This is a genomic window from Halalkalibacter sp. APA_J-10(15) (assembly GCF_023017105.1).
In the GTDB taxonomy this organism is placed as follows: Bacteria; Bacillota; Bacilli; order Bacillales; family Bacillaceae_D; genus Halalkalibacter.
Genome location: NZ_JALKEV010000005.1, coordinates 70846 through 96071 on the forward strand (window position 1 = coordinate 70846; position 25226 = coordinate 96071).

Below are 25226 nucleotides of genomic sequence, written 5' to 3' on the forward strand. Positions count from 1 at the left end.
TTCTTCTATTAAGAAGTGAAATTAAATAACTCCTTGTGCAATCATCGCATCGGCTACTTTTTTGAACCCTGCAATATTCGCTCCAACAACTAAATTTCCAGGTACACCATACGTGTTGGCAGCTTGGATACTACTTAAATAAATATCTTTCATAATCACTTGTAACTTAGCATCAACTTCTTCAGCAGTCCATGATAACCTTGCACTATTTTGTGCCATTTCAAGTGCGGATACAGCTACTCCACCTGCGTTAACAGCCTTAGCTGGTCCGAATAATACACGATTTTCATGGAAAAGTTCAATTGCCTCTAATGTAGAAGGCATATTTGCCCCTTCCCCTACAGCCTTAACACCATTAGCGATTAGTGTACGAGCAGCAGACTCATTAATTTCATTTTGTGTCGCACAAGGGAGCGCTATATCGCATGGCACATTCCAGATGCCTGTTGAACCAGAAATAAATTCAGCATGTGGATGAACCGTCACATATTCGCTAATTCGTTTTCTTTCAATTTCCTTCAATTGCTTTACAGTCGCGAGATCAATTCCGTTCGGATCATGAATATATCCACTTGAGTCACTACATGCAACGACTTTGGCTCCTAGTTGAGTTGCTTTTTCAATCGCATAAATGGAAACATTCCCTGAACCGGAAACGACTACTGTACTTCCTGCAAAGGATTGATCATTGTCTCTTAACATTTCATTGACGAAATAGACAGTTCCATAGCCAGTCGCCTCTGTTCTTCCTAAGCTACCACCATAATTTAAGCCTTTACCTGTAAGTACGCCTGACTCATAGCCGCCTCGCATTCTTTTGTATTGACCAAATAGATACCCTATTTCTCGTGCGCCAACACCGATATCTCCTGCTGGCACATCAGTATCAGGGCCTATGTGTTTACTAAGCTCAGACATGAAGCTTTGGGCAAAGCGCATGATTTCTAGATCTGATTTTCCCTTTGGATCAAAATCAGATCCGCCTTTACCTCCACCAATCGGTTGGTTCGTTAAAGAATTCTTAAAGATTTGCTCAAAGCCTAGAAATTTTATAATGCTAGCATTTACAGAAGGATGGAAGCGTAATCCACCTTTATAAGGTCCGATCGCACTATTGAATTGTACACGGAATCCTCGGTTCACTTGAACGTTGCCTTGGTCATCTACCCAAGGAACTCTAAATGTGATGAAGCGTTCAGGCTCTACGATACGATCAAGTACACCTGTTTCCATATATTTAGGTTCTTTTTCTAATATGGGTATTAATGAATCTAATACCTCTTTAACAGCTTGATGAAATTCAGGCTCATTTGGGTTTCGTTTGATAATTGTTTCATATAAATCACTGACATAATTGGCAGCCGCGGTCGTTTGTGGTGATTTTTCTAATATAGCCATTCTACGATCCCTCCGTTTTAAATTTTCTGATAGTGAGTATTTTATTATTAGGAAAGGGAATCGAACAATATAAAAAATAGATGATACTTATGCTGAAATGATATAGGATACACGAAATCGATAAACTTAATCTCGATTTGAGATTGATTATGAGAGGTTAGTTACTTCATGTTTTGGGGTTGAATCAGTAATGAAAGCCTGTTTATAAGGGTTTTAGTGGTTTTTTTATAGAAGCTAATACGATGAGTAGTGTTTCATGAATATCTCAAAAGAGGAAATAATCTTTTGAGATATTCGCGTATAATTTAATATTTTCCGCCATAAACAATTTTATATCGGGCACTATACTTTTTATTCACTTCTTCAATTTTTTGTTGGAGTTTTTCTTCTAAAAGAATCGGTTTCACATATTCCTCCTGGATAATTTCTTTTTGCCAATTGCTCCATTCTTTATTAGACATCTTGAATCATCCTTTCGTAAGTCAGTGATTTGTTAAAGTTATATACTTGAATTAATTGTTGATTTTTACAATATTGAATGTCATGATAGAAGAGAAAAATATTTGAATACTCAGTATATTGGGAATATTCTAATTTATATAGTTGCAGATTTATTTCAAAAATGACTTTGTTTTTCACTCTACGAAAAAAGTAACTGTATTTGACTTGATATGCATATTCTATAACTGAGTAAACAATCTAATCAATATAAATAAAAGATAAGATCAATGCCTTTGTGATATGAAAGAGGGATAAAGATGGAATTAAGACAGCTTAAGTATTTCATGGAAGTGGCAAAAAGAGAGCATATGACGGAGGCAGCTGAAGCACTTCATGTTGCTCAATCAGCAGTAAGTAGGCAAATAGGTAATTTGGAGGATGAACTTGGTGTGGACTTGTTTGTTCGTCAAGGAAGACGTGTGAAATTGACACCGCTCGGTCGTATTTTTCTTGAACGTACGACGGAAGCGATGAAATTAATTGAAAGTGCAAAGAGAGAAGTAGAGGAACATTTAGAACCTGAAAAAGGTACGGTTAGAATTACATTTCCAATTAGTATGGCCGCATTTACGTTACCTACTGCGATATCACGATTTCGTCAAGACTATCCTAAAGCTAAGTTTCAATTAAAGCAGGGGATCTATTATAACTTAATTGAAGATGTGGTAAATGGTGAATACAATATGGCACTCTTAGCCCCTGTGCCGGAAGATGATCCACGTGTTGAGGGATACACATTATTTAGAGAAGAAGTTGTGGCTATTGTACCGAAAACGCACCGACTGTCAAAAAATAACGAATTATCGTTAAAGCAATTAGAGGGTGAACCATTTGTTGTCTTACCTGAAGGAATGTATTTTCGTGAGCTTGTCATTCAAGCTTGCTTAGATCAGGGTTATTATCCGAATATTTCGTTTGAAGGTGATGACGTTGATGCACTTAAAGGTTTAGCATCTGCAGGGTTAGGGATTACATTGCTACCAGAGGTAACAGTAATGGATAATGTTCCACATAATACTGTTAAGATAAGGATTAGAGATCCGAAAGTTATTCGAACAGTAGGTGTTATTACACCAAAGGGGAGGGAATTGCTGCCTACTGAACGGTTATTTTTACAATTTTTAAAGGAGTTTTTTGAAAATACAGTAAACGTTTGATTTATTTAATGGTAGAATAGATTAGAAATGGACATTTATTCTACAAAAAGGGGCTGAATTATTCATGTCAGAAGAGCAACGCTTTAATTTGGAAACGCTAGCAATTCATGCAGGACAGGAGATTGACCCTACAACTCTTTCTAGAGCCGTACCTTTATATCAAACAACATCCTATGGTTTTAAAGATTCAGAACATGCAGCAAATTTATTTTCCTTAAAGGAATTTGGTAATATTTACACAAGGTTAATGAATCCAACGACCGATGTGTTTGAAAAGCGTGTAGCTGAACTTGAGGGTGGTGCAGCTGCTTTAGCTACTGCATCTGGACAAGCTGCGATTACATGCTCCGTATTGAATATTGCTGAGGCAGGAGATGAAATTGTTTCGGCGTCTAGCTTATATGGTGGAACGTATAATTTATTTGCGCATACATTGCCAAAGCTAGGAGTGAATGTAACATTTGTTGATCCAAGCGACCCGAATAACTTTAAAGAAGCTTTAACAGATAAGACGAAAGCGATCTTTGCTGAAACGATTGGAAATCCTAAAGGAGATATTCTAGATATTGAGGCTGTTGCGCAAATTGCGCATGCTCATGGGATTCCGTTAATTGTCGACAATACTTTCCCGAGTCCTTATTTATTACAACCGATTAAGCACGGAGCTGATATTGTTGTGCATTCCGCAACGAAATTTATCGGCGGTCACGGAACTTCAATTGGTGGGGTTATTGTTGATAGTGGAAAATTTGATTGGACTGCAAATGATAAATTCAAAGGATTGACGACACCTGACCCAAGCTATCATGGAGTGGTTTATTCAGAAGCGGTAGGTCCGATTGCTTATATCATTAAAGCGCGGGTTCAATTATTGCGTGATATGGGTGCAGCTATTTCTCCATTTAACTCATTCCTATTGCTTCAAGGACTAGAAACACTTCATTTACGGATGGAGCGCCACAGTGAAAACGCTCTAGCTGTAGCTGCTTTTTTAGAAAATCATGAAAAAGTTGAATCAGTTAATTATGCTGGGTTAGAAAGCCATCCGTCCTATGAATTAGGTAAGAAGTATTTACCAAAAGGTCTTGGAGCGATTTTGACATTTGAAATTAATGGTGGTGTCGAAGAAGGTAAGAAATTTATAGAATCTATGCAATTATTCTCTCATTTGGCTAACGTTGGAGATTCGAAATCACTCATTATTCATCCGGCGAGCACAACCCATCAGCAATTAAGTGAGGAAGATCAACGTGCAGCAGGAGTAACACCTGGAATGATTCGCCTGTCTATTGGTACAGAATCAATAGATGATATTATTAATGATTTGAAAAATGGATTGGCGTCGATTTAATATATAGTTTACGAAGAAACACAAGAGGCTGATGCTCCTTGTGTTTTTTTGATTTGTTCATATCAGCGCTTCCATTACTCAAAATGTCTCTTGCATGCATAGGATGCTATGAGGGTTGTATATGAAAAAAAGGTCCCCTCGTAAGCATTATATTTTGATGATAAGGGGGAGATATGATGGGTGTATTTGATGGGTATCGTATTACGAGTGGGTTTGGCTGGAGAATTCATCCGATTCGTGGTGGAAGAGAATGGCATACGGGAATTGATCTTGTGAAGGCACATCAAGCTCCTATTGAAGCATTTACTGAAGGTCAGGTTCTATTTGCAGGGATGGGTCAAAGTGGTTCAGGGTTTGGCGGTTATGGAAATGTTGTTTTAGTAAGGGATAAAAATAATCGTGGCCAAGTTTATGCACATTTAGATCGTGTTTTAGTAAGAGTTGGACAAACGGTTCACAGAGATCAAGTGATCGGTAGGCAGGGCGCAACTGGAACTGTTACCGGGTCTCATCTTCATTATGAAGTAAGAAAAAGAGCGGAATCTTCCCCTCCTTACGGCTGGAGAGCGAATCGTGTGAACAATTGCTTAGATCCTACAGAATATTTACAGCGCTATTATCAAACGACACAGAATACGAGTAGATTACTTTCACGAAAACACCAGCGGACAGGACCAGCCGTTCGAAAAATCCAGAATCAATTACTTGCGGTAGGAGAATCATTGCCGAGGTTTGGAGCTGATGGAACCTTTGGAGTAGAAACGGAACGGGCAGTGCGATCATTTCAGTTGAAAAGAGGGGTTAAAGTAGATGGTATTGTTGGTCCAAAAACTCGAGCTGAGTTAGCACAAGTACTGCCTATTTACAGAAGATTAATTCAATTACAAAGACCCTATTTGAGAGGACAAGATATCCGAGCTGTTCAACGAGTGGTTGGGACAAAGGCTGATTCAATTTATGGACCTATGACGACCAATGCAGTTAGAAGGTACCAAGAGCAAAATCAGTTAACCATAGATGGTATGGTTGGTCCACGAACGTGGGGACATATGTTTTAGGGTTTTATAGGTTAATAGATCGAGTGCTTAGACAGTCATAGTAAGGTTTTGCTGAATCTTACTATGATGTTTTTTCTATGCCCAATGGGATTCATTCTGCTAATACACAAAAGGTAGAAGAAATTGAATTACAAATGGTCAAATAGCGGAATGTGGATCCAGAAGGCTCGTTATTTAAATGTATCAGCTATGGAACGGCTTTCAAACATGCGAGAGCTATACAGCTGTTCTTATCAAAATATGAAATTTCCATAGAAGTATTTGATATTTAAATTACATTGAAAACGCTTTATTATTAACCTTGTGAACTTAGTTAAAATATTTTATGAAGGGGGAAGGTAAAGTGAATAAGAAAAACGCAGGAATGTACCGCATGTTAGTAGCTATTATAACTGTGTGTACAGTAGGAATTGTCTTTGCATTAACGACGAGTGCACAGTCATTTGTTCAAAATGGTAGCTTTGAACAAGATTTAGAAGGCTGGGTGACGAACGGAAGTGAAGCTATTACGACTCCGGAAAACGATTGGTTGCCTGACAATGGAGGAGATAAATTATTAAACTATTGGAGTGAAGAATCTTACGAAGCAGATACATACCAAGTGATTACTGGGCTTGAGGATGGACAGTACGAATTAAAGGCTTGGTTTGCTAATAGTGGAACCGTTGAAAGCAGTGTAATGTATGCTGTTAGTGGCGAAGAGCTAGAGATCGAAATACCGACTACAGGTGAATGGCAAGAAATGTCTTTAGAAGTAGAGGTAGAAGCTGGGGAAGTAACGGTTGGATTTTATTCAAATGCACATGCCGGTGCATGGCTAGGGGTTGATCTTGTATCATTAGAGAAGCTAGAAGGTGAGAATGTGCGTGATGATTTCATCAATGGTGTTGACATTTCAACATTAACAAAGGTTGAAGACAATGGAGGTACCTTCTATGATCAAGGTGTCCAAGCTGATCCAGTTGAAATTCTAGCAAGCTATGGAGCAAATTATGCTCGCTTGAAAATTTGGGAAGATCCTCTTGATGGTGACGGTTATAATGGGTTAGACGATACGATTATGAAAGCCAAGCGAATTCAAGAGCATGGTATGAAGTTTTTATTAAACTTCCATTACTCTGATTTTTGGGCTGATCCTGGTCGTCAAGATAAGCCGAGAGCTTGGGAAGAATACTCTTTTGACGAATTAGTTGATGCTGTATACGACCACACGGCTGAGACGATAAATGCGTTACAAGCAGAAGGTATTACACCTGATATGATTCAAATTGGGAATGAAATTCGTCCAGGAATGCTGTTTCCAGACGGGAATATTGCTGAAAACGGCTTTTCTAATTTAGCTACTTTAGTTAATTCAGGAATTCAAGCTGTACGTGACCATGCTGGAGACGATGTGGATATTATGCTCCACCTTGATCAAGGCGGTGATAATAGTGCGTATCGTTGGTGGTTTGACGGTATTATTGATGCTGGTGTGACCGATTTCCAAGTAATTGGGGCATCTTATTATCCATATTGGCATGGTACATTAAATGATTTACAAGAAAATTTAAATGATGTGAGTGATCGTTATGATCGTGATGTGATTGTTGTCGAAACGTCGTATGCGTTTACATTAAAAGATCAAGATGGTCATCCGAATGTATTTGGAAGTGCTGAGGAAAGTATTTCAGGCTATCCGGCAACGATAGAAGGTCAAGCAAGATTTTTATACGATGTTATGCAAGTTGTGAAAAATGTTCCGAATGATCGAGGTATTGGTGTCTTTTATTGGGAGCCTGCGTGGTTAGGTGTTGAAGGGGCTGGCTGGAGAGCTGGAGAAGGAAATGGCTGGGAGAATCAAGCGATGTTTGATTTTGACGGTGAAGCGATTCAAGAATCATTGAGCGTTTTCTCAGGGGCTATTCCTCCTATTCCTGAACCGAGGGAAGAAGATGATGGTACAGATCCAACGTTAGAAGGGCTAGAGTTATTTTCGTATCAAAAGCCAACAAATGCATCGAGTAGTGAAGGCTTTGGTGGTGGGAAAGATAATGCACCTGAAAATGCAGTAGATGGTGATGAATATACTTCATGGGGAACAGATGAAGGCACCGGTGCTTGGTGGTATGTTGATCTTGAAGAAAGTGTATCAATTGAACGTGTAATGATTCACTTTTGGGATGGAGTTGCTCAATTTGAATTAGAAGCATCAGACGATGGAGAGGAATATCGTTCACTAGGAGTCATTGATGTCGATTCTTCTCAAGTTGATTTATCGTTTGAAGGTGAACAAGCCAGGTATTTACGTGTCGTTATTACGAATTCAACTAGTAACTGGGTTGGGTTTATGGAATTTAAAGCGTATGGGTTAGAAAAATCTTCTGATGACGAAAACGAAGGAAACGAAGGAAATGAAGGAAACGAAGGAAACGAAGGAAATGAAGGAAACGAAGGAAACGAAGGAAACGAAGGAAACGAAGGAAATGAAGGAAACGAAGGAAACGAAGGAAACGAAGGAAACGAAGGAAACGAAGGAAATGAAGGAAATGAAGGAAATGAAGGAACCGGAGCAACGAATGGAATAGATAAGAATGACAATAGTACAGGTGTTGATTCAACATCAAAAGGAGATGAACTCCCTAATACGGCAAGCTCTGTATTCAATCTAATGTTAGCGGGTTTAATCTTGCTAATAATAGGAGCAATATGTTATCACAGGGGAAGAACAGTTAAATCAGTTTAATAGATAAAGCACATTAAGCTTCGGTAGCTTAGTGTGCTTTTTTAGATGATTGAAAGATATGTAATCAGGGAACGTTCTCATAGTGTATACTAAAGGTTAAACATTGTGTACACGTACATTTAGGAGAATACTGAAAAGTTACAAAGTAAACAATTTCAGTAACCTTACATAGATAAGGAGGCTTGTATGGCTGAAAAGAAACGCCATTCATTTTCAGTATCTGATCATCCGTTACCATTATATATTGACAGTATTGGGTTCAATCCAAATGAATTAGACTTTGATCGTCCTGAAGGATATCCGTATTATCACTGGTTGCAAACGGTTGAAGGGGAAGGCTTTTTTAATCTTGCTGGTGAAGAGTTTGTACTCAAGCCAGGTTATGGCGTGTTTGTCACTCCATACATGCCACATTCTTATTATTCCGATCCTGAAGCAGAAACATTATGGTCTACTTACTATGTAACATTTAGTGGGGCGGCAGTCGATCAAATTTTAACGTCTCTCGACATGAACTACTCGGCTGTTTATGAAGAAACCACAAGTATGTCTTTTTCTCAGCTTATTGAGGATATGCTTATAAGAATTGAAAAAGAACCACAGTATCTTGCCTATGAATCGTCTGTTCAATTGTATCAATTTTTAATGATGCTGAAAAAACATGGGAAGCTGAATAATAAACGGTCGGTCCTACAATCGTATGAAAAGATTCGCCCAATTGTAGAATGGTTAGAGACGGTCTATCATGAAGATATTGGTTTAGTGGAGATGGCAGAGAAGGCGGAGGTTAGTTCTCAGCACCTTAATAAATTATTTCATGAGACTTTTGGAATAAGCCCATATTCCTTCTTAGTGCAGTTACGCATACGCGAAGCAAAACGCATTTTATTATCTGAGAAGGCACTACCTTTGAAGGATGTCGCTGGAATTGTAGGCTTTAATGGTGTGAGTCATTTTGTATCAACATTTAAAAAGAGAGAAGGCATTACACCTAGCTCGTATCGGAGCTTACATCGTTAAATGAATAAACGGTGTAAGTTTTTTTTGTTTTGAATAAGTAATTCATACATTGAAAACATGTATAACCTAGTAGGAATCGTAGAAAATAACGATATCGATGCGATATATTTTACTGAGACAAAAGAAGGAAAATGAAACATAATGAACACTAATTTCAATTTTTGAAACTAACTTAGAATTATTTGATATATCTATATATCTGTAAACGCTTTACACTATTGATATAGACAAGATGGTTATTAAAAATTAGGGGGAAATTGATGATGGAGAAATTGAAAGTTAAATGGTCATTTTTAATTGTAATTAGTTCATTGGTACTAGTATTAGCAGCTTGTGGTGAACCTGATCGCGATGGTGCTAATGAATCAGACCTAGAAGAAGGACAAGGCGAAGAAAAACCAAATGAGTTAGTTGTTTGGATTAATGATGAAGATATTGCAGAAGATGTTGCAAAGGAAATGTTTGATAAGTACACAGAAGAGACAGGAATTGACATTGTCTTTAATCGTGTAGCTCTACCGGATCAAGTACAAGATTTAGGTTTAGCTGGTCCGAGTGGGAATGGTCCTGATGTATTTTTTCAACCACATGATTCATTGGGTGATATCGTTGCTCAAGGCTTAGCGCTACCAATGGACTATTCTGCTGATGAAATGAATCAGTTTAGTGATGTGGCAATTGATGCCTTTACGTATGATGACGAAATTTATGGTGCACCAGTTGCGGTTGAAACGTATTTTGCTTATTACAACAAGAGTATTATGGAAGAGCCGCCAGCAACAATTGAAGATGTATTTGAATTTTCAAAAGAGTATACAGATACAAGTCAAGATCAATATGGTTTCTTAGTCGCTCCAGAATTTTACTATCTCTATTCCTTTATTAACAGTCATGGTGGCTATGTGTTTGGAGAAGAAGATGGAGTATATGACCCAACAGATATTGGTTTGAATAATGAAGGTGCAGTAGCTGGATTAACACAATACAAAGAATTTATTGACGAAGGTATTCTGCCACGTACGTTAACAGTTGATGTCATGGATGGATTATTCTCTGAAGGAAAAGTTGGTATGGTTATTAGTGGCCCTTGGAATTTACCAATTTATGAAGCTGCCCTTGGTGAAGATTTAGCAACAGCTCCACTTCCACAAATGAATGGTGAAGTTGCTCCTTCATTTGTAGGTGTTAAGTCATGGTTAGTTTCTTACTACTCAGAACACCCTGAATGGGCTGAAGATTTAGCTAAATTCTTAACGAATGATGAAAACTCTCAATATTACTATGAGGTTACGGGTGAAATTCCACCACGTCCAGAAATTTTAGATGATATTACGGATCCGTTGTATGCAGGCTATGCCGAGCAGATCGAGTTTGGTACACCTATGCCAAATATTCCGGCAATGTCAGCTGTTTGGGATATGGATGATGCGATTGAAATGATTAATAATGGTGAAGATGTCGCTGAAGTATTAGATGAAATTGTTGAAGATATTAAAGCGAAGATTGAGGTTTCAGGGCAATAGTTGAGGTCACTGAAAAAATAAAAATCGTTTTTTCAATCCGTTTCATTTAATTAGCAATGGCTTCACTTGTTGCTTGCTTAATATAGGGAAAAACGACTCCTATCAAGCCTTCCAAAATAGGTAACAGTTTTGCTTATTGCTCAAAGGGTACCAAAAGGTTGAATACCAAACTTTTTTAGAGCCCTATAGTCACTTATGTGTCTTAGCAGAAAGAATCTTTGAGTAGATTGAGTAACACATAAGGAGGGTGATTCAAGTATTGAATCATCCTCTCTTAGATTTTAAGTGAAGAGGTGGGAAGAATGTCAAACGGCCGCCATGACGAGAGTCAAAGCCCGAATCAAAGAAAAAACCATAATCCTAAAAAAGCACTTGTTTTATCATTGTTATTCGCCGGATTAGGTCAATTATATAATAAGCGATACGTAAAAGGGATTGCGTTCATCATACTTGAACTGGCATTTATTGTGACATTTAAAGACTTTATCCATTTAGGACTATGGGGGATTTCAACACTTGGTACAATACCTGGGACAGATCATTCCATTTTTCTACTTGTATATGGACTTGTTTCCATTATTTTATTAGCATTTGTCATTACCTTTTACGTATTTAATGTACGTGACGCCTATAAACAGGCTCAGCTTATTAAGAAAGGATGGGAAGCGCCGACTTTTAAGGAGTCAGTGAAGGAAGGCTATGATAAATCGTTTCCTTACTTGTTGACGGCTCCTGGTTTAGTGTTAGTCATTTTTACAGTTGTGTTTCCGTTAATGTTTGCGATTTCGTTAGCATTTACAAATTATGACCTTTACAATTCACCACCACGAAATTTAGTTGAATGGGTAGGATTTCAGAACTTTGTTAACTTAGCGACAGTTCCTCTATGGCGTTCTACATTTATTAGTGTCTTTTCATGGACGATTATATGGACATTAGTGGCTACGAGTCTGCAAATTGCTTTAGGTCTTTTCTTAGCTGTTCTCGTTAACGATGCTCGCATTAAATTTAAAAAGACGATTCGGACGATTTTAATTTTACCTTGGGCTGTTCCAGGCTTCGTTTCGATTTTGATTTTTGCTGCAATGTTTAACGATCAATTTGGAGCAATTAACCGTGATATTATGGAACCGCTTTTCGGAGTGAGCTTACCGTGGCTGACGGATCCTTTTTATACGAGAATTGTTTTAATTATGATCCAAACTTGGTTAGGGTATCCGTTTATATTTGCTTTATTTTCAGGGGTTCTTCAAAGTATTTCGAAGGATTGGTATGAAGCTGCGGAAGTTGATGGGGCAAGCAGGTGGCAAAAGTTCCGTAACATTACGTTACCGCATGTGCTATTTGCAACAGCACCACTTTTAATCATCCAATATACGACTAACTTTAATAACTTCAATATTATTTACTTATTTAATCAAGGTGGACCGGCTGTCCGCGGTCAAAGTGCGGGTGGTACGGACATTCTCATTTCCTGGGTGTATAGCTTAACCTTTGAAACGAGTAATTATAGTATGGCTGCGGCAATTTCCTTAATTATAGGGTTAATGGTCTCGATATTTGCCATCTTCCAGTTTAGAAAGACAAGCTCATTTAAAGAGGAGGGGAAACGATAATGAATCGAAAAACGAAATCACGTTTAGAAGTTGCCGGTATTTACTTTATCTTTGGTATTATGGCTGTCATTATTATTTACCCTCTCGTATGGGCATTTGGAATGTCTTTGAATTCGGGAAGAAGCTTGTATTCAGCTACAATTATTCCGGAAAATTGGTCATTGGAACATTACAAATGGTTATTTACAGATCCTAGAAGTAACTATTTGCTATGGTACCGAAATAGTATGATCGTTTCTGGAATGTCGGCGTTGTTCTCAGTTATTATTACATGTCTTGTAGCGTATAGCTTCTCAAGGTATCAATTTGTTGGAAGAAAAACGGGGTTATATACGTTCTTAATCCTACAAATGTTCCCGGTGTTAATGGCAATGGTAGCCATTTATATTATGTTAGATTTAATCGGTTTGTTGAATACATTGACTGGGTTGATTTTAGTTTATGTAGGTGGACAAATTCCATTTAATGCATGGCTCGTCAAAGGATATTTAGATACGATACCAAAGGAATTGGATGAGGCAGCTCATATTGATGGAGCTGGACATATGACGGTATTTTTAAAAATTGTTTTACCGTTAGCAAAACCGATTCTAGCGGTTGTCGCTCTCTTCAATTTTATGACACCATTATTTGATTTTATTTTACCGTCAATTATATTACGTAGTCCGGAAAACTATACGATTGCTCTAGGGCTATTCAATTTTATTAATGATGAGTTTTCAAATAACTTCACCCGTTTTGCAGCAGGATCGATCTTGATAGCCATTCCAGTAGCTATCGTCTACTTGTTCTTACAACGCTTCTTAATTTCAGGGTTAACTGCTGGAGGAACAAAGGGGTAAGACAAATAATAGGATTGTGAGAGAAATGAAAGTTAAAAATAGTAAAGATAGGTGATTAACGTGACCAAACGCTTTAAACCAATACATGAAAACGTAACAGGAATGCTTCATGGGGCTGATTACAATCCAGAGCAATGGTTAAAATACCCTGGCGTATTCGAGGAAGATATTCGCTTAATGAAGATAGCGAAATGTAATGTAATGTCTGTGGGAATTTTTTCTTGGGCGATGATAGAGCCAGAGGAAGGTGTGTTTCAGTTTGAATGGTTAGACCATGTATTAGATACGTTTGCTGCCAATGGCATTTCAGCCTTTTTGGCTACACCAAGTGGAGCAAGACCAACTTGGATGTCAGAGTCATATCCAGAGGTGCTACGTGTTGGGCCAAATCGTGTCCGAAACTTACATGGAATGCGACATAATCATTGCTTCACCTCTCCAGTGTATCGTGAAAAAGTAACGATCATGAATTCGAAATTGGCTGATCGCTATGCGTATCATCCTGCTGTCATTGGCTGGCATATTTCAAATGAGTTTGGTGGGGAATGCCATTGTGACTACTGTCAGAATGCATTTCGTAATTGGTTAAAAAACAAATATGGATCTTTGGAACAGTTAAATGATGCTTGGTGGACAACATTCTGGAGTCATACGTATACAAGCTGGTCTCAAGTGGAATCACCAGCACCTCATGGTGAGACGATGGTTCATGGACAAAACCTTGATTGGAAACGCTTTGTTAGTGACCAGACGATTAATTTTTATAAGCATGAATTGCAGCCATTGAAGAAGGTTAGACCTGAGTTATCAGCGACAACGAATTTTATGGACACGTTCGAAGGCTTGATTTATTCAGACTTTGCTAAAGTAGTAGACTTTGTCTCATGGGATTCATATCCGACATGGCATGCAAGTGAGGACGAGACAGATATTGCTGCTTGGACAGCGATGAATCATGATATGTTCCGATCCTTAAAAGGAGGCCAGCCTTTTTATTTAATGGAAAGTACGCCAAGCTTAACGAACTGGCAGCCGATTAGTAAATTAAAGCGTCCGGGAATGCATCTGCTTTCATCATTACAGGCAGTTGCCCATGGTTCGGACTCTGTACAATATTTCCAATGGAGAAAAAGTCGTGGCTCTAGTGAAAAGTTCCATGGTGCTGTCGTTGATCATGTTGGTCATGAGCATACACGTGTTTTCAAAGAGGTAGCTGATGTTGGTCAAGCATTAGAGAACTTAGAAGAAGTGTCAGGTACGACGATTGATGCAGAAGTAGCGATTATTTTTGATACAGAAAATCGTTGGGCTGTTAAGGATGCTCAAGGACCACGTAACAAAGGTATTCACTATGAACAAACGATTCTGAAACATTACAAAGCTTTCTGGGAACAAGGTGTCGGTATTGATGTGATTGATATGACAGCTGACTTATCAAAATATAAAGTAGTTGTTGCCCCAATGCTCTATATGGTGAAAGATGGAGTTGGGGAGAGAATCGAACAATTTGTTAAGGCAGGTGGTACGTTTGTGACGACATACTGGTCTGGAATCGTCAATGAAAATGATTTAACATTCTTAACGGGTTTTCCAGGACCGCTTCGTCAAACGCTCGGTATTTGGTCTGAGGAAATCGATGGCTTGCATGATGAACAAACGAATGGAGTCCGTTTTATCGAAGAGAACACCCTCGGACTAAAAGGCGAGTATACAGCACACGAGCTCTGTGACTTGATCCATACAGAAGGTGCAGAAGCGTTAGCCTATTATACGAATGATTTTTATGAGAATCGCCCAGCTGTGACAGTAAATTCTTACGGTGAAGGGAAGGCTTATTATATTGCATCTCGAAATCAAGAGCCTTTTAACACTGAATTCTTTAGTAAGCTCATTCAACAAGCTGGTGTGAGAACCGAAATCAGCTCTCAGCTTCCTAAAGGAGTATCGATCAGCCGCAGAACGGATGGAACGAATGATTATCTTTTCTTAATGAATTTCACAGATGAGGAACAGCAAGTTGACGTTTGTGATGGTCAATTTGAAAATCTTCTTTCTAAGGAACGTCATCGCCTTAATGTTGTGACTTTACCACCTTATGAAATTAAAGTTCTAAAAACGATTTAATTTGATTTTAAAGCACGTCTAGATTCTTTCTAGAGGTGCTTTTTCAGAATCCACACATGAACATATCAATCTGTGCGTTTTTTGGAAAACAAACAAACTACGACCTATACAATTTAACAGTCTTTGTCATTCTTCATGTACGATTGAGTTGTTTTTTTGTGTGATAGCAAAAATAGTAAATAAATAAGAAAGAAATTTTCACATTCCTTTCAGTTAATATGTATAGTAATTACGTAAAAAATGGTATTATAATAGTACAATGTTAACAGGTTAAGAGGGGTATGAAATGGAAGTTTTTGTTGCACGTCAGCCAATACTTACAAAAAATGAAGAGGTCTATGCTTATGAGCTTCTTTATCGTAATAATGAAAAAAACCAGTTTAGTAACATTGATGGGGATGTTGCGACAACGGATGTTTTGATTAATAGCTTTTTTACGATTGGTATTGATCAGCTTTCAGAAGGTAAACCATGCTTTATTAATTTCACTGAGAATTTATTAAAAAAAGGGGTAGCAACTTATTTTCCTCCTGAGATGATCGTCATTGAAATACTAGAGACTGTAGAAATTACATCTGAAATAGTAGAAATTTGTAAACAGCTCAGATATAAAGGCTACAAAATAGCGTTAGATGATTTTGTGTACGATCAACTAAGCCTAGTATCTGAAAATATGTATCAACTAGTTGATATTATTAAGATTGATATTAGACAAACGAATCGAGCTAAACGGAAAAAGATGCTACAACAATTACGCCCATATCAAATTGATTTTTTAGCTGAAAAAGTTGAAACTCGCGAAGAGTATGAAATGTGCTTATTTGATGGGTTTGTATTCTTTCAAGGTTACTTCTTTTGCAAACCAGCTGTTATTAGATCAAGAGACGTTGATGCGTTTTCAAGTATTTATGTGGAGATATTGTATGAGCTATCACAAAAAGATCCTAATGTCGATCGTATATCGGAAATGATTGAAAGAGATGTAGCACTTTCGTATAAGTTAATTAAATTGATTAACTCATCGACTTTTCATTTAATAACATCTATTCAATCGATTAAGCATGCTATAATGCTTTTAGGTTTAGATGAGATAAAGAAATGGATATATTTATTAGCTTTTCAAAATGGACAACGAAGCTCCCAGCAAGTTATTGATGAAGCGATTAAAATGTGTTTAATTAGGGCAAAAACGTGCGAGTACATTGGTTCATATTCACAAATGAAAAAGATGAAATCTAGCTATTTTTTGGTTGGTATGTTTTCTTTAATGGATATGATTTTAATGAAGCCGTTACCAGATGTCATTAAAGATCTTCCATTAGAACCTAGCATTAAAGCGGCGTTACTAGGGGAAGAAAATACATATAAGCCTGTACTTGACGCGGCCATTGCATTAGAAAAGGGAGATTGGCCAACAATAGATGAAGTTGCTTTCACTTTAAATGTGTCACCAGCTACGTTATTTGATGCATATACTCATGCTGTGAAGGATGTACAAAAAATTATTAGTCAGTTTATTCTATAAATTTCTTTATACTACTGTTCGTACATAGCAGTAGTTTTTTTGTTAACAATAAAACAAAGTGAGCTTTCTATAGAAAGCGCTTCATTGCGAAGTTGACACACGAAATGAAATTAAGTTATTATTGATGAGTGAAATAGAGTTAACGATAAACTAATAAAACAAACTGTTTAAGGAAGGTTGAATGACTATGATTCATGAAAAGTATTTTGAGTTGTTAGAAAAACAAAATGAATACCTTGCAAAAAAAAATAAAAAGAAGAAAGAGTTTTATAACGGTATTTACGATCGTTATGAAGATCCAGTTTTAACAAGACATCATGTTCCTCTACACTGGAGGTTTGATCTTAATAAACAATCTAATCCATTTTTTATGGAGCGTTTAGGCGTAAATGCTACCTTTAACCCTGGGGCTATTTATTTGAACGGGAAGTATTATATGGTCGTACGATTAGAAGGGGTTGATCGTAAGTCTATATTTGCTATAGCAGAGAGTGAAAACGGTATTGATCAATTTCAGTTTATTCATACACCGATTACTTGGGAAAACCCTTATAAAGATGAAACGAATATATATGATATGAGATTAGTACAGCATGAAGATGGCTGGATTTATGGGATCTATTGTTCCGAAAGCAAGGATCCTGAAGCATCTCAATTTGATACGTCAAGTGCAGTTGCTCAAGCCGCTCTTGTTCGAACGAAAGATCTGAAATCTTGGGAACGCCTTCCAAATATTGAGACACCATCTCCTCAACAACGAAATGTAGTGCTACACCCTGAATTTGTGGATGGGAAGTATGCCTTTTATACAAGACCACAAGATGGCTTCATCTCCACTGGGAAAGGTGGAGGAATTGCTTTTGGTGTATGTGACGACATTGAAAAACCGGTTATTTCAGAAGAAACGATCATGGATGAAAAGGTGTATCACACTGTGTATGAGGTGAAAAATGGCCAAGGGCCTGCGCCGATCAAAACGGATAAGGGTTGGATTCACATTGCGCATGGAGTTCGAAATACAGCTGCTGGTTTACGATATGTCCTATATACCTTTGCGACTAGCTTAGAAGCTCCTGAGAAGATTATTGCTAAGCCTGGTGGACATTTTATTGCCCCATATGATGAAGAACGTGTCGGAGATGTTTCAAATGTAATTTTTTGCAATGGTGCAGTTGTAAATGAGCAAAATGAAGTATTTATCTATTATGCTTCAAGTGACACAAGGATTCACGTAGCGACAACAACGATTGAAAAGCTAGTAGACTATACGTTCCAAACACCTGAGGATCCGTTACATTCGATCGAAAATGCTAAGCAACGTAAAGAGTTAGTAGAGAAAAACCTGCACTTACTTAAAAGTATTAAGTAAGTCATAGGAAAAAATAGTTGCAACCTTTTGGTTCGCTTAGTATTCTTAGTATGTGATAGTGCAAATTTAGTATTGAAGAGGTATCACAGAGAGTCAAAAATTGACTTTTTGCGATACCTTTTCTGTAAAAGTAGGTAAGGAGGTGCGCGTAATGAAAAGTAATATAACGATGAGAGATATAGCTGAACGTATTGGAGTAAGTAGTGTTACGGTATCAAAAGCATTAAATGATAAAGAGGGAGTAAGTGACGAGCTGAAAGCAAAAATTAAAGCGCTTGCGATAGAAATGGGTTATCGATTTAATGCAGTAGCGAAATCGATGAAGGAAGGCCTTTCTTATAATATAGGAATTATCATTCCTGAAAGATTTTCTGGTGGTAATTTTTATTTGAAATTCTATCAGCACATTACGACAATGCTTGAACAATATAATTATTATGGGATCTTGCAAGTTCTTTCGGCAGAGGATGAACGGAACTTACAGTTACCGAGAACGTACTATGAAAGTAAGGTTGATGGATTTATCATATTAGGTCAAATTAGTAGTAAGTACATTGATTTGTTAACTGATAATAATATTCCAAAAGTATTTTTAGACTTCTATACGGATCATTCTGATATCGATTCTATTATTACAGATAATTTTTATGGAGTATATGAATTAACGAATTATCTAGTGAAGGAAGGTCATAAAGATATAGCTTTTGTTGGTAATATCCATTCAACGAGCAGCATTCAGGATCGATTTCTTGGGTATTATAAATCATTATTAGAACATAACCTAAGCTTAAGTGAGGATTATATTATTAACGACCGTGACGAAAAAGGGGCTTATGTTGATTTAGAAATACCTAATCCACTACCGTCAGCTTTTGTATGTAACTGCGATCAAGTCGGTTATAATTTAATGAATAAATTACGAACAATGGGGTATTCAGTTCCAGAAGATTGCTCAGTTGTTGGGTTTGATAATGATATTTATTCCACTTTAACAGAGCCTCAGTTGACAACGGTTGAAGTAAATATTGAGGAAATGTCAAAAGTAGCTGTCGAATTTATTATAGATAAGATTAAGAATGAGCACAAAAATTCCGGTCGTGTTCTTATAAAAGGAACGATTATTCACCGTGACTCCGTCAAAAGAATTTAAAGTAAATAAGAGAAAAAGATGTTGAGGGTTATAAACTTCAACATCTTTTTTATCGTTTGGGTCAAATTATTAAGTATTATGAACGGAAAAATGACCATTATAAAAAAGGAGAATTGTATTGACAAGTAAGCGGTGTCAAGGTATCATACGTTATGCAACTTAAACGATAAAGTCATTAATTGGTATTTGGTAAGTAATTCTAATTTTTATATGAATAAGATTCACGTCATTAAGTGATCGGTTTGTATGAGTGTTAGGACATGTGTGAAATTCGGTCGTTACTTTATTCTTGGGAAGAGGTGTTAGTGTAATGGGTCAAGTGAAGAGCATTGGTGAGTCGTTATCTTATATGCCTTGGCAGGAGGAAAGTCAAGCGGAGACCATTGGCCTGTTTGGAGACATTAATGATCCTTTAGAAGAGAATGTGTAAGTAAGGAATTTGTTTCATGTGTTTCAGCCCGCTATGGATGGTTGTTCTCTTAGCGGGCTTGTTTATCTAAATGAAAAGAAAAAGGAGTAGGTTGAGATGATTCCACAATTAGAACTACGTCAACAAATTGAAAAGCATCTTACGAATGACATTTTACCTTACTGGATTGATCATACGATAGATGAAGAATATGGTGGGTTTTATGGTTATATAACGAATGACCAACAGGTTAATAAAGAAGCAGAAAAAGGGTGTATATTAAACTCCCGTATCCTTTGGAGCTATTCAAAAGCTTACCAAATGTTTAAGGACGAACGTTACTTAAAAGTTGCTAATCACGCATATTCATTTTTAATTGAATCATTTATAGACCCTGAGCAGGGCGGAGTTTACTGGATGGTTGATTATAAAGGACATCCAGTAGAAGACCGTAAGCACATATATAATCAATCTTTTGCCATTTATGGATTGTCTGAATATTACATGGCAACTGGAAATGAAGAAAGCTTGGAAATAGCAAAAGAGCTGTATGAATTAATCGAGAAGTATGCGTATGATCAGGATAATAAAGGGTATTTAGAAGCTTTTACTCGTACGTGGGGTGTAGATGAAGATTTACGATTAAGTGGTAAGGATTTAAATTCTGCAAAATCAATGAATACTCATTTGCACATTCTCGAAGCTTACACGAACCTATACCGAGTATGGAAGGATGAAGGTTTGAAGAGGCAGTTAACCGAGTTAATTGAAGTGACGTTAGACCATATTGTTCATCCAGACACGTACCAATTTATATTGTTCTTTAATGAACAGTGGCAACCTGCGTCCAATACGATTTCTTATGGTCATGATATTGAAGGAAGCTGGCTATTATATGAAGCGGCAGAGGTTCTTCAAAATGAACGCTTATTAGAAAGAGTAGAAAATGTATCGTTAAAAATGGCGAAAAAAGTGTTAGAAGACGGAATAGATTCAGATGGAAGTGTCATGAATGAGCTAGAGGGAAACGGACATTTAGATAAGGACCGTGTATGGTGGGTGCAGGCTGAATCGATGGTTGGTTTTTATAACGCATTTCATCTTACGAAGGATCCAGCATATTATAATGCGGTCGAACGCTTATGGCAATATATAACCAAATATGTCATTGACCATAAAAGTGGTGAATGGTACTGGAAGTTAGATGAAAATAATCATGTGTATCATGATTTTCCGAAGGTGGAGCCATGGAAATGTCCATATCACAATTCAAGATTCTGCTTTGAAATGATTGAACGAATTAATAAAGAACAAGGCTAATGATAACAAAGGGGAGTTTGCGTAATGAATTTTATTAAAGGAATGACTTGGGGTTGGGTTGGTATCCGTGGGCAATGGGCGACGGAGGAAGCGAAGCACTCTATGAAAAAAATGAAAGAGCGTTTAGCTGTGAATTGGACTGCAATTGCGTTTCAAGGGCTACAAGAAACAGCACATTCGACAGAGATTAATTACAAAGATGGTACGGTCGTAACAGATGATGAAGTGTATTGGGCTATTAATGAAGCAAAAGATTTAGGTTTGTCTGTTTGCTTAAAACCTGTTGTTAATTGCTCTGACGGAACATGGAGAGCACACATTAATTTCTTTGATCTTGATGTCCCTTGTGAACCGAAATGGTCAGAATGGTTTGAAAGTTATACGAATTTCATCTTACATTATGCCAAAATAGCTGAAGAGACAGATTGTGAAATGTTCTGTGTTGGCTGTGAAATGGTACAAACCGATCGCCGTGAGCAGGAATGGCGAGAACTAATTCGTAAAGTACGTGAAGTGTATTCAGGTGTTGTTACTTATAATTGTGATAAATACCAAGAAGGCCAAGTGAAATGGTGGGATGCGGTCGATGTTATCTCATCTAGCGGCTATTATCCTGTTGATTCCTGGGATGAACACATTCAACGTATTAAAAAAGTCGTTAAACGATGGGGAAAGCCGTTTTTCTTTATGGAGGCAGGCTGTCCTAGTCGATTCGGATCGCCGATGGTTCCGAATGATTGGAATTTAAACAAAGGGCAAGTGAGTGAAGAAGCCCAAGATGACTATTATAAGGAAATGTTTTCTAAGTTAGATAATGAAGAATGGTTCGGTGGTTACATGCTTTGGGATTGGCCGGCTCATTTATATGAACGCGATCAAGCTTCTTCGAATGATGATTATTGCATGTACGGCAAAAAAGCAGAGAAAACCGTTCGAAATTATTATTCATCTAAATAGATGTACCAAAAAAAGTCAGATCAGAAAGAAGGCCTTCTGGTCTGACCTCTTTCATTCTGCCCTTATTTCTAAAAGTCAGTAAGTACTTTCTGGATGTGCGAAGGTTCTTGAAATGTCGTTGTACATTTCTTATAGTAAAGTGAGCGTTAAGGAAATAATTAAGTAGAAAGTAGGGGGAAGTATTGTATTTAATTGGAGTTGATTTAGGAGGTACACAAATACGAGCAGGTCTTTTTACTGAATTTGGTGAGCTGATTAAAAGAGAAAGTACGCTAACTCAGGCCAAAGAAGGACCGGATGCTGTTATGAAACGATTAATCTCATTGATTGAGCGAGTGAGCGATGAAACGATTAAAATAGAAGGGAAACAAGCGATACTAGGAATTGGGATAGGATCTCCAGGACCATTAGATGTGTTTCAAGGGACGATTCTATCGCCTCCGAATTTACCTGGTTGGGTAAATATTCCTTTAAGAAATATTCTTGAAGAACACTTTCATGTACCTGTTTATCTTAACAATGATGCTAATGCTGCTGCCTTGGGGGAATATTACTTTGGGGCAGGAAAAGGGAAAAGAAATATGGTGTATATGACGATAAGTACGGGAGTAGGGACAGGAATACTAGATAATGGTCACTTGCTGTTAGGAGTCAATGGAAGTTCAGCAGAGGTTGGACATATGAGCCTAAACCCTGATGGTCCTGTATGTGGCTGTGGGAATCGAGGCTGTCTAGAAGCATATACCTCAGGTACAGGGATTATGAATAGAACAAAAGAGCGATTACGAGAGAGTTCAGTTAATAGTGTTTTAAGAGATAAGAATCCAATTACGTCTAAAGACGTTTTTGATGCAGCCAAAAGAAACGATGAGTTAGCATTAGAGATTGTTGAAGAAACGAGAACATTTTTAGGTGTAGGACTTGTTAATGTTATCCACTTATATAACCCAGAATTGATCATTTTCGGAGGAGGAGTGAGTAAGGTAGGGGACTACTTATTCAATCCTGCCATTGAGTTTGCCAAAGAGAAAGCGATGAAACCTCTGGCTGATCATTTGCAATTCAAAATGGCACAGTTAGGCGACGATGTTGGTTTAATTGGGGCGGCTGCATTAGTGAAATATAACGAAACACAGTCATAGAAATGTCTGGATTCCAAATATTGAACAGGAGGATGAAAATGTATAATGAACCGATTTTTCTAGAACCGAAATTTAAAGATCGCATTTGGGGTGGAAAGAAGCTTAGGGAGCTTTTTGGCTATACGATTCCGACTGAGACGACAGGTGAGTGCTGGGGGATATCAGCGCACGAGAATGGTCCCTCGACCATTCAAAATGGTCCTTTAGCTGGTCGGACGCTAATTGATGCTTGGAATGACCATCGAGAGCTATTCGGAAATGAAAAGGGTGAGCAATTTCCTCTTTTAGTGAAGATTTTGGATGCGAATAAAGACTTATCTGTCCAAGTTCATCCCGATGATGACTATGCACGTGTAAATGAAAATGGTGAGCTCGGTAAAACAGAATGCTGGTATGTGATTGATTGTGAAGAGGGGGCAGAATTGATCTTAGGTCATCACGCTCAAACGAAAGAGGAATTCGTAACATTGATAGAAAAAGGAGCGTGGGATAAATTGTTAAAGAAAGTGCCCATTTCTCCAGGGGACTTCTATTATGTCCCGAGTGGTACTGTTCATGCCATTGGAAAAGGGACTCTTATTCTTGAAACGCAGCAAAGCTCAGATACGACTTATCGAGTGTATGACTATGATCGTATTGATGATAAAGGAAATGCGCGTGAGCTACATATTCGTCAATCAATTGATGTAACGACAATCCCACATCAGGATACATATCCAGAACAAACGGAGTTGAGCGATCAAGGTCTAGTAAAGAAAAAACTAGTGTCACAGGAGTACTTTACTGTCTTTCATGGAACGTTAGCAGGCGCGTATGAAACAGAGCATACAGAAAATTATTTATTAGTTAGTATTCTAGCTGGTGAAGGTGAGGTTGTTGTTAATGGAACATCTCATCCTTTTTCAAAGGGTGACCATTTTATTATTCCTGCAACTGTTGAACGTTATGAATTAATAGGAAATGCCGAAATGATCTATTCATATTCCACAGTTAAAGAAAAGAAGTGGGGGTAATATTATGCCATTAATTGATATGTCTCTTGAAGAGTTAGTTGAATATAAAGGAAGAAATCCGAAGCCGAAAGATTTTGATCAGTATTGGGAAAGAGCATTAGCAGAAATGGAGGCAGTTGATGCTAAAGTGGATTTTGTTCGGAGTGAATTCCAAGTTCCATTTGCTGAATGTTTCCATTTATATTTTACAGGTGTGAAAGGGGCCAGAATACATTGTAAGTATGTGAAGCCGAAATATACCTCACAACCTCATCCAGCAGTTATTCAATTTCATGGCTATACGGTTAACTCAGGAGAATGGGCTGGTTTATTAAGCATTGCTTCATTAGGTTATTCAGTCATAGCGATGGACGTACGTGGGCAAGGTGGATATTCAGAGGATACCGGAGGAGTGAGGGGGAATACTCATCATGGTCATATTATTCGTGGACTCGATGATGAGGGAGCAGATCACTTACTTTTCCGTCATATCTTTTTAGATACAGCTCAAATTGCTAGGATTGTGATGGATTTACCAGAAGTGAATGAAGAAAGGGTTATTGCAACAGGATGGTCACAAGGTGGTGCGTTAACATTGGCTTGTGCTGCCTTAGAACCAAGAATTAAAAAAGCCGCCCCTGTTTATCCTTTTTTAAGTGATTATCAGCGGGTGTGGGAAATGGATTTAGCGAAGGATGCTTATCATGAGCTGAAAGAGTACTTTAGACATTTTGATCCTCAGCATAAACGTGAAGAAGAGATATTTACGAAGCTAGGCTATATCGATATTCAGCATTTAGCACCACGTATAAAAGCAGATGTATTAATGGCCGTTGGGTTAATGGATACAGTGTGTCCACCGTCGACACAATTTGCAACATATAACAAAATAACATCTTCTAAACGTTATGAGCTGTACCCAGATTTCGGACATGAGCACCTGCCAGGTCATCCTGATCGTATTCTTCAATATATTTTAGATATATAAGATAGTAATGGGGTGTCTTAAAAGAAGGACTTTTGAGACACCTTCAGTTATTTTAGGAA

Annotated in this window: 19 protein-coding genes; 17 read left to right on the forward strand and 2 right to left on the reverse strand. The window is 37.7% G+C overall.

Going from position 1 to position 25226, the window contains the following annotated elements; genetic code table 11:
• Positions 1-21 precede the first annotated feature (21 nt).
• Both gdhA and MW695_RS07495 read right to left on the reverse strand, forming a co-directional pair.
• Complete coding sequence (gdhA, locus tag MW695_RS07490) at positions 22-1398, reverse strand: NADP-specific glutamate dehydrogenase (RefSeq protein ID WP_247104577.1); 1377 nt, start codon at positions 1396-1398, stop codon at positions 22-24.
• Positions 1399-1703: 305 nt separating this feature from the next.
• Positions 1704-1859, reverse strand: coding sequence for a hypothetical protein (locus MW695_RS07495; RefSeq protein ID WP_247104578.1), 156 nt, complete (start codon positions 1857-1859; stop codon positions 1704-1706).
• A gap of 297 nt (positions 1860-2156) precedes the next feature.
• On the opposite strand from MW695_RS07495, the gene gltC reads away from it, so the two are divergent.
• The 17 genes from gltC to MW695_RS07580 all read left to right on the forward strand — a co-directional run bounded on the left by gltC (position 2157) and on the right by MW695_RS07580 (position 25167).
• Entirely contained in the window at positions 2157-3056 is a 900-nt protein-coding gene (gene gltC / locus MW695_RS07500; RefSeq protein WP_247104579.1) for a glutamate biosynthesis transcriptional regulator GltC, read from the forward strand.
• A gap of 64 nt (positions 3057-3120) precedes the next feature.
• A complete protein-coding gene (locus MW695_RS07505) occupies positions 3121-4407 on the forward strand; it encodes a homocysteine synthase (protein WP_247104581.1) in 1287 nt (428 codons plus the stop codon).
• Positions 4408-4583: 176 nt separating this feature from the next.
• Entirely contained in the window at positions 4584-5465 is an 882-nt protein-coding gene (locus MW695_RS07510) for a peptidoglycan-binding protein (protein WP_247104583.1), read from the forward strand.
• Between the two features lie 343 nt (positions 5466-5808).
• Complete coding sequence (locus MW695_RS07515) at positions 5809-8190, forward strand: glycosyl hydrolase 53 family protein (RefSeq protein WP_247104584.1); 2382 nt, start codon at positions 5809-5811, stop codon at positions 8188-8190.
• 186 nt (positions 8191-8376) lie between these two features.
• Positions 8377-9210 carry an AraC family transcriptional regulator gene (locus MW695_RS07520; RefSeq protein ID WP_247104585.1) on the forward strand — a complete coding sequence of 278 codons (834 nt, stop codon included), beginning with the start codon at positions 8377-8379 and terminating at the stop codon, positions 9208-9210.
• Between the two features lie 263 nt (positions 9211-9473).
• Complete coding sequence (locus MW695_RS07525) at positions 9474-10733, forward strand: sugar ABC transporter substrate-binding protein (protein ID WP_247104586.1); 1260 nt, start codon at positions 9474-9476, stop codon at positions 10731-10733.
• A 302-nt stretch (positions 10734-11035) separates the two neighbouring features.
• Entirely contained in the window at positions 11036-12349 is a 1314-nt protein-coding gene (locus MW695_RS07530; protein WP_247104587.1) for a carbohydrate ABC transporter permease, read from the forward strand.
• Positions 12349-13191: a sugar ABC transporter permease gene (locus MW695_RS07535; RefSeq protein WP_247104588.1), complete on the forward strand. Its 843-nt coding sequence runs from the start codon at positions 12349-12351 to the stop codon at positions 13189-13191. Before MW695_RS07530 ends, MW695_RS07535 begins: the two co-directional genes overlap by 1 nt.
• A gap of 102 nt (positions 13192-13293) precedes the next feature.
• Positions 13294-15315 carry a beta-galactosidase gene (locus MW695_RS07540; RefSeq protein WP_247104786.1) on the forward strand — a complete coding sequence of 674 codons (2022 nt, stop codon included), beginning with the start codon at positions 13294-13296 and terminating at the stop codon, positions 15313-15315.
• A gap of 286 nt (positions 15316-15601) precedes the next feature.
• The gene (locus tag MW695_RS07545; protein ID WP_247104589.1) at positions 15602-16840 is read left to right on the forward strand and encodes an EAL and HDOD domain-containing protein; all 1239 of its coding nucleotides are present in this window, start codon (positions 15602-15604) and stop codon (positions 16838-16840) included.
• 187 nt (positions 16841-17027) lie between these two features.
• Entirely contained in the window at positions 17028-18209 is a 1182-nt protein-coding gene (locus MW695_RS07550) for a glycoside hydrolase family 130 protein (protein ID WP_247104788.1), read from the forward strand.
• A gap of 151 nt (positions 18210-18360) precedes the next feature.
• Positions 18361-19359 (forward strand): substrate-binding domain-containing protein, encoded by a 999-nt coding sequence (locus MW695_RS07555; protein ID WP_247104591.1) that lies wholly within the window; start codon positions 18361-18363, stop codon positions 19357-19359.
• Positions 19360-19885: 526 nt separating this feature from the next.
• Positions 19886-21088: an AGE family epimerase/isomerase gene (locus MW695_RS07560; protein ID WP_247104593.1), complete on the forward strand. Its 1203-nt coding sequence runs from the start codon at positions 19886-19888 to the stop codon at positions 21086-21088.
• A gap of 24 nt (positions 21089-21112) precedes the next feature.
• A complete protein-coding gene (locus MW695_RS07565; protein ID WP_247104596.1) occupies positions 21113-22045 on the forward strand; it encodes a glycoside hydrolase family 113 in 933 nt (310 codons plus the stop codon).
• A gap of 182 nt (positions 22046-22227) precedes the next feature.
• Positions 22228-23187 (forward strand): ROK family protein, encoded by a 960-nt coding sequence (locus MW695_RS07570; protein ID WP_247104598.1) that lies wholly within the window; start codon positions 22228-22230, stop codon positions 23185-23187.
• Between the two features lie 38 nt (positions 23188-23225).
• Positions 23226-24200 (forward strand): mannose-6-phosphate isomerase, class I, encoded by a 975-nt coding sequence (gene manA / locus MW695_RS07575; RefSeq protein ID WP_247104599.1) that lies wholly within the window; start codon positions 23226-23228, stop codon positions 24198-24200.
• 4 nt (positions 24201-24204) lie between these two features.
• The gene (locus tag MW695_RS07580) at positions 24205-25167 is read left to right on the forward strand and encodes an alpha/beta fold hydrolase (RefSeq protein ID WP_247104600.1); all 963 of its coding nucleotides are present in this window, start codon (positions 24205-24207) and stop codon (positions 25165-25167) included.
• Positions 25168-25226: the final 59 nt, after the last annotated feature.

Bases quoted from the DNA above. Each gene is read 5' to 3' on its own strand.
- gdhA (WP_247104577.1), bottom strand. From the start codon at position 1,398: ATGGCTATATTAGAAAAATCACCACAAACGACCGCGGCTGCCAATTAT.
- MW695_RS07550 (WP_247104788.1), top strand. From the start codon at position 17,028: ATGATTCATGAAAAGTATTTTGAGTTGTTAGAAAAACAAAATGAATAC.
- MW695_RS07555 (WP_247104591.1), top strand. From the start codon at position 18,361: ATGAAAAGTAATATAACGATGAGAGATATAGCTGAACGTATTGGAGTA.
- MW695_RS07565 (WP_247104596.1), top strand. From the start codon at position 21,113: ATGAATTTTATTAAAGGAATGACTTGGGGTTGGGTTGGTATCCGTGGG.
- MW695_RS07495 (WP_247104578.1), bottom strand. From the start codon at position 1,859: ATGTCTAATAAAGAATGGAGCAATTGGCAAAAAGAAATTATCCAGGAG.
- manA (WP_247104599.1), top strand. From the start codon at position 23,226: ATGTATAATGAACCGATTTTTCTAGAACCGAAATTTAAAGATCGCATT.
- MW695_RS07535 (WP_247104588.1), top strand. From the start codon at position 12,349: ATGAATCGAAAAACGAAATCACGTTTAGAAGTTGCCGGTATTTACTTT.
- MW695_RS07580 (WP_247104600.1), top strand. From the start codon at position 24,205: ATGCCATTAATTGATATGTCTCTTGAAGAGTTAGTTGAATATAAAGGA.
- MW695_RS07520 (WP_247104585.1), top strand. From the start codon at position 8,377: ATGGCTGAAAAGAAACGCCATTCATTTTCAGTATCTGATCATCCGTTA.
- MW695_RS07540 (WP_247104786.1), top strand. From the start codon at position 13,294: ATGCTTCATGGGGCTGATTACAATCCAGAGCAATGGTTAAAATACCCT.
- MW695_RS07560 (WP_247104593.1), top strand. From the start codon at position 19,886: ATGATTCCACAATTAGAACTACGTCAACAAATTGAAAAGCATCTTACG.
- MW695_RS07510 (WP_247104583.1), top strand. From the start codon at position 4,584: ATGGGTGTATTTGATGGGTATCGTATTACGAGTGGGTTTGGCTGGAGA.
- MW695_RS07530 (WP_247104587.1), top strand. From the start codon at position 11,036: ATGTCAAACGGCCGCCATGACGAGAGTCAAAGCCCGAATCAAAGAAAA.
- MW695_RS07545 (WP_247104589.1), top strand. From the start codon at position 15,602: ATGGAAGTTTTTGTTGCACGTCAGCCAATACTTACAAAAAATGAAGAG.
- gltC (WP_247104579.1), top strand. From the start codon at position 2,157: ATGGAATTAAGACAGCTTAAGTATTTCATGGAAGTGGCAAAAAGAGAG.
- MW695_RS07505 (WP_247104581.1), top strand. From the start codon at position 3,121: ATGTCAGAAGAGCAACGCTTTAATTTGGAAACGCTAGCAATTCATGCA.
- MW695_RS07525 (WP_247104586.1), top strand. From the start codon at position 9,474: ATGGAGAAATTGAAAGTTAAATGGTCATTTTTAATTGTAATTAGTTCA.